A 4,799-nucleotide genomic window follows, 5' to 3' on the forward strand; every position below is an offset into this window, starting at 1 on the left:
GGATGGCTTACGGTCTGCAAGACGTGGTGATGCTCAAGCAGATGCTGCAGAACTCAGAAGGCGACGAACGGCATAAACGTCTGGAGCAGCACAAGCTCGACGCCATGCTCTCGCTGTGCGAAGAGACCCGCTGCCGGCGTCAGGCGTTGCTGGCCTATTTCGATGAAGACATGCCCGAGCCATGCGGGCACTGCGACAACTGTGTCGACGGCGTGCAGACCTGGGACGCCACCGAGCCTGCACGTCAGGCGTTGTCGGCGATTTTCCGCACCGGTCAGCGTTATGGCGTCGGGCATCTGGTCGACGTGTTGCTGGGCAAGGACAACGAAAAAGTGCGCAGCTTCGGCCATCAGCATTTGTCGGTGTTTGGCGTGGGCAAGGCGTTGAGCGAGAGCGAGTGGCGCTCGCTGTTCCGCCAGTTGGTGGCGCGTGGCTTGGCCGATGTCGATCACGAGGGTTATGGCGGTCTGCGCTTGAATGACAGTTGCCGGCCTTTGCTCAAAGGCGAAGTGAAGCTGGAACTGCGCCGCGACCTGAAACCGCAAGTCACCGCCAAGACCGGCAGCAAGAGCCAGGCCAGCCAACTGGTGCGCGGCGAAGAACGCGAACAGTGGGAAGCCTTGCGCGCACTACGGCGCAAGCTTGCCGAAGAACACGGCGTGCCGCCATATGTCATCTTCCCCGACTCGACGCTGCTGGAAATGCTCCGCAGCCAGCCGACCTCGCTGGCGGAGATGGCCCGGGTCAGCGGCGTCGGCGCGCGCAAGCTGGAACGCTACGGCGAAGCCTTCCTCGAAGTGCTCGGCGGCGAGGCCGAGGCGCCGAAGGTGGTCGCCGATGTCCGTCACGAGTTGATCACCCTGGCCCGCGCCGGCATGACCCCGCTGCAGATCGCCGGGCAGTTGCAGTGCTCGGAGAAGAACGTCTACGCCATGCTCGCCGAAGCCATCGGCAAGCAGCAATTGTCGCTGGAGCAGGCGCTGGATTTGCCAGAAGAGCTGATGAGCGAAGTGCAGGACGCGTTCCTCGATGGTGAGGGCGAGTTGCCGTCCGTCGCTGAAGTGGCGGAATTGTTTGCCGGGCGTGTGCCTGAAGGCGTGCTGTATTGCGTGCGGGCGGCGTTGCAGTCTGAATTCGAGATGTAATCTGGCCCGACCCCTCATCGGAACGCCGCCCGCCCAGCCCTCTCCCCGAGGAGAGGGAGCCGACCGCGGTGTCTGGTGTCATATGTCGACCCGCAAAATCGAGTCGATTATGGATTCAGCACAGCGCTTTGACGTTGGCGAATCTCAAAAGCATCCCCCACTCAGTTCCCTCTCCCTCTGGGAGAGGGCCAGGGTGAGGGGCTTTTGATCTTCGCGCAGTTGTAACGATTCAGTACAGAGCGACTCTTGCCTATAACTGCCGCCCATGCTTAGCTGACTAATAATTAGATTTTCCGTATTTTCAGTCTAACCGTGAGTGTTTTATGCCGTTAACCGATCAACATCGCTTTGGTATGCAACTGGCCCAGATGTCTCGTGGCTGGCGTGCCGAACTGGATCGTCGTCTCGCCGGGCTGGGCCTTTCACAGGCGCGCTGGCTGGTGCTGCTGCATCTGGCGCGTTTTGAAGAGGCGCCGACCCAACGCGAACTGGCGCAGAGTGTCGGCGTCGAAGGCCCGACCCTGGCGCGCTTGCTCGATAGTCTGGAGAACCAGGGACTGGTGCAACGCCAATCCGTGATGGAAGACCGTCGGGCGAAAAAGATCGTTCTCTGCGCACCTGCGCTGCCCCTGATCGAACAGATCGAAACCATTGCCACGCAGCTGCGCCACGAATTGTTCGAAGGCGTCGACGAGGCGGATTTGAAGGTGTGCATGCGCGTGCACGGGCACATTCTGGCCAACCTGGAAAAATCTTGAGGCACATCCCGGCAGCGATTTTTTGAGAGATCGCGCTGAGCGGACTATAAGAACTACTGGGCAATATCGTGTTCGTACCGGATGTGCGAACGCATAGAAACCGGTTTTGCTTATTTAAGGGATGCTCATGCTCGCAAGTCGGCACGTGCTGCGCGGGGGCGCCAAATGGCTGCTGCTCGCTGGCGTATTCAGCTATTCGACCTGGTCGATGGCGTTGGGGTTGGGCGAAATCACTGTTCACTCAGGCCTCAATCAGCCGTTCAAGGCCGACATCGCGCTGGTCGATGTCGGCACTTTGACGCAAAACGATCTCTCGGCCAGCCTGGCCTCGGCCGATGAATTCGGCCGGGCCGGCGTCGAGCGGGTGTTCTTTCTCAACGATCTCAAGTTCACTCCGATCCTGCGCGGCAGCCGCCAGATGATCCGGGTGACCTCGGATAAGCCGGTCAACGAACCCTTCCTGAATTTCCTCGTGCAACTCGATCAGCCCAACGGCCGTCTGCTGCGCGAGTACACCGTGCTGATCGATCCGCCGGGCTCGCCTGGCATCGTGCCCGCCACCGACGAGCCGGATCCGCGTCCGCAATCTTCTGAATTTCCAACCGTCGAACCGGTTACCGCGCCGCCCCAGGCTGCCCAGGGCAAACGCACTGCCGCGCCTGTGCCGCCAACGCCAGCGGCAGTTGCCAACGATGCGCAGGCCGAGCAACTGGCCGCCAGCGTGCTGCTGACCCAGCAGTTGCAAAAGACCATCGACGAACAGAACCTCAGGCTGCAAGAGCAGCAAGTGCAGATTGCCGACGACAAGAAGCAGATCGACGACTTGCAAACCCGCTTGGCCGAAGTGCAGAAAGCACCGCCACCGCCCGTGGTCGCGCCGGTTCCGGTCGCTGTTTCAGATCCGGTCGAGTCAACAGACGAGGGGCTGAACTGGCCATTGCTCGGTGGACTGATATTGCTGCTGGGGGTGCTGGCAGCGTTGCTCATACGCCGCCGTCAGCAACGTTCGACAGCAGATGGCACGGCGCTGCCGCTATTGCCGGTGAGCGCCGAAGACGACGTCGATGAGCCCGAACTGCAGCAATCCGTCGGTTCGCACGCGGGCGCCGATCATCGCGACGAACCCGGTGCCGGCGACGTGCTGGAGGCCGTGGGCATCTATCTGGCCTACGGCCGCCTCAGCGAAGCCGCCGGCATGTTGCGCGATGCCTTGCACAAGGAACCGGAGCGCACCGATCTTGGTTTGCAGCTCCTTGAAGTACTGGGGCGGCAGGGCGACAGCGACACTTATGAACAGCAGGAAAAACATCTGCGTGCCCTCGGTGTTGATGACCGCGAACTGGTCGAAGCACGCGCGCGCCATCCAAAACTGGCGGGCGCCGCATCGGCGTTTGCAACACCGCCAGTGGCGCCCGAGCTGCCCGTGGCCACGGCAGCGACCGTCGGTGCGCCGCTCGCATCGACGCTCAGCCCCGCGGAGGATGATTTCGAATTGAATCTGGGCGAGCTGTCGATGGATTCAAATTGGGATCTCAACGACAGCCGCGTCGATTCCGCCGCACCGCCGATCGATGATCCGGAACTGGGCACCAGCCTGTCAGTGCTGCCTGTCGATTTTGAACTGCCACAGGCTGCATCTGGCGAAGAAGCCGAACTTGAATGGATCCCCGAGCCCCACGCCCAGCCGCTCGACGATGACTTCCTCAATGAGTTCGGCGATCCCGAGACGTCGCTGGTGCTGGAACCTCTGGATCTGCAATTACCCGAGTCCACCGAAACCGAAACCGAAGCCGCCGGCAAGCTCGAACAGGCGCAAACCTGTATCGACGACGGCGACATCGACAGTGCGATCGCGCTGCTCAATGAGTTGCTCAGGGAAGGGGACGAGCCGTTGAAGCAGACGGCAAGGACGTTGTTGGCGGGGATTCGCTGAGCGCCAACGGATTCGGGTTCATCCTGGACCGCTTTCGCGAGCAGGCTCGCTCCCACAATGGAATGCGCTCTCCCTGTGGGAGCGAGCCTGCTCGCGAAGGCGTCAGGTCGGCCAACACCGTCTCACGTCAGAACGTCTGCCCCAGATTCAGATAAACCGCCTGCTCATCCGCATCATTCAACCCATAAGTGAAATTCAACGGCCCCAGCGGCGTATCGAAGCCGATAAACACACTCGCGGCATTGATGTAGCCGCTGTCGAATTCATTGTCGTTGTTCCACGCCCGACCGCGCTCCAGCGAGGCGCCGGCGTACAGCGGGAAGTCCAGTGGCAGGTATGAGCGCGGCGTCAGGCGACGGTAATACACAGCGCGCATCAGGCTGACGTTCTGCCCGGACAGCGCATCCTCACGGAACCCCGACAACTGCCGCGCGCCGCCGAGCAGGAAGCTCGAAGTCACCACGTTGGCATCGTCCAGCGTCCGACCGTAGCGCCCGCCGAGTATCAGCGTATCCGGCCCGTGGCTCATGGCCTTGTCGAAATTCACTTCCCATTGACGATAGCGCGTGTCCGAGCTCAGTTCCGGTTCGAATTGCGTAAAGGTCAGGCTGACGTCCTTGCCCTCGTGTGGAAAGTAGACGTTGTCCAGAGAGTCGTAGGAATACTTCACGGTATAGAAGCCTTCGTTGAAACTTTCGCTCGGCAGATCCTGATCGCCAATGCGCACGTCAGCCTTGCCCCAGGCCTGCCCGACGCCGAGTCGCACTTCACCGTTGTTGCCGATCTGCCGCCCAAGGTTGAGGCCGAAGCCGTAACGCTCGACGCGATACTGCGCGATCGGATCGTTATCCAGCACCGAGTCAACGTTCTGCGCCTCGAACGACCCATAGGGCGCGACGAAGTAGCGAGAGCCGACGTCCAGCGGCTGATAGAACTCGCTGTACAGCTCCTGCTTGTCGCCGA

4 protein-coding genes are annotated in these 4,799 nt (G+C 61.3%); 3 read left to right on the forward strand and 1 reads right to left on the reverse strand.

What is annotated here, in order from left to right; all coding sequences use genetic code 11:
- The 3 genes from D6877_RS25610 to D6877_RS25620 form a co-directional block, all read left to right on the forward strand.
- On the forward strand, window positions 1-1,145 hold a 1,145-nt coding region (locus tag D6877_RS25610), incomplete at its 5' end, for an RQC domain-containing protein (RefSeq protein ID WP_130912511.1).
- Between the two features lie 323 nt (window positions 1,146-1,468).
- The gene (locus D6877_RS25615; protein WP_016771142.1) at window positions 1,469-1,903 is read left to right on the forward strand and encodes a MarR family transcriptional regulator; all 435 of its coding nucleotides are present in this window, start codon (window positions 1,469-1,471) and stop codon (window positions 1,901-1,903) included.
- 127 nt (window positions 1,904-2,030) lie between these two features.
- Window positions 2,031-3,836 carry a FimV/HubP family polar landmark protein gene (locus tag D6877_RS25620; protein ID WP_130912512.1) on the forward strand — a complete coding sequence of 602 codons (1,806 nt, stop codon included), beginning with the start codon at window positions 2,031-2,033 and terminating at the stop codon, window positions 3,834-3,836.
- 127 nt (window positions 3,837-3,963) lie between these two features.
- On the opposite strand, the gene D6877_RS25625 is transcribed toward D6877_RS25620, so the two are convergent.
- The coding region (locus tag D6877_RS25625) for a BamA/TamA family outer membrane protein (protein WP_153189077.1) at window positions 3,964-4,799 on the reverse strand (836 nt) is incomplete at its 5' end.

The organism is Pseudomonas sp. Sample_9, from assembly GCF_004307535.1.
GTDB classification, from domain to species: Bacteria; Pseudomonadota; Gammaproteobacteria; order Pseudomonadales; family Pseudomonadaceae; genus Aquipseudomonas; species Aquipseudomonas mercuritolerans.

Bases quoted from the DNA above. Each gene is read 5' to 3' on its own strand.
- D6877_RS25615 (WP_016771142.1), top strand. From the start codon at position 1,469: ATGCCGTTAACCGATCAACATCGCTTTGGTATGCAACTGGCCCAGATG.
- D6877_RS25620 (WP_130912512.1), top strand. From the start codon at position 2,031: ATGCTCGCAAGTCGGCACGTGCTGCGCGGGGGCGCCAAATGGCTGCTG.